The sequence below is a fragment of the Kytococcus sp. HMSC28H12 genome, from assembly GCF_001816045.1.
Taxonomy (GTDB): Bacteria; Actinomycetota; Actinomycetes; order Actinomycetales; family Dermatophilaceae; genus Kytococcus; species Kytococcus schroeteri.
Genome location: NZ_KV824508.1, coordinates 5,742 through 6,075 on the forward strand (window position 1 = coordinate 5,742; position 334 = coordinate 6,075).

The following is a 334-nucleotide window of genomic DNA, read 5'->3' on the forward strand; positions in this document are numbered from 1 at the left end:
GGCTCATCCCCGCTCGCGCGGGGCTCACGCCCGGGTCTCTCAGAACGAGGGCTCCGGGGTGTGGCTCATCCCCGCTCGCGCGGGGCTCACCTCCTGGATGTTCGCGCGCCGGGGGAGTTCCTGGGCTCATCCCCGCTCGCGCGGGGCTCACCAGTCCGACCGGCTCGCCACCCGCCGCGAGCACGGCTCATCCCCGCTCGCGCGGGGCTCACAGGACAGATCATGACCAAGAAGAAGACGGTGACGGCTCATCCCCGCTCGCGCGGGGCTCACGAACGCGTCCCATGCGGGGGAGGGGGAGGGCGGGGGCTCATCCCCGCTCGCGCGGGGCTCA

1 CRISPR repeat array is annotated in these 334 nt (G+C 74.0%).

What is annotated here, in order from left to right:
* A CRISPR array of direct repeats spans nucleotides 1-333; the repeat unit is 26 nt; unit sequence GGCTCATCCCCGCTCGCGCGGGGCTC.
* Nucleotide 334 lies beyond the last annotated feature (1 nt).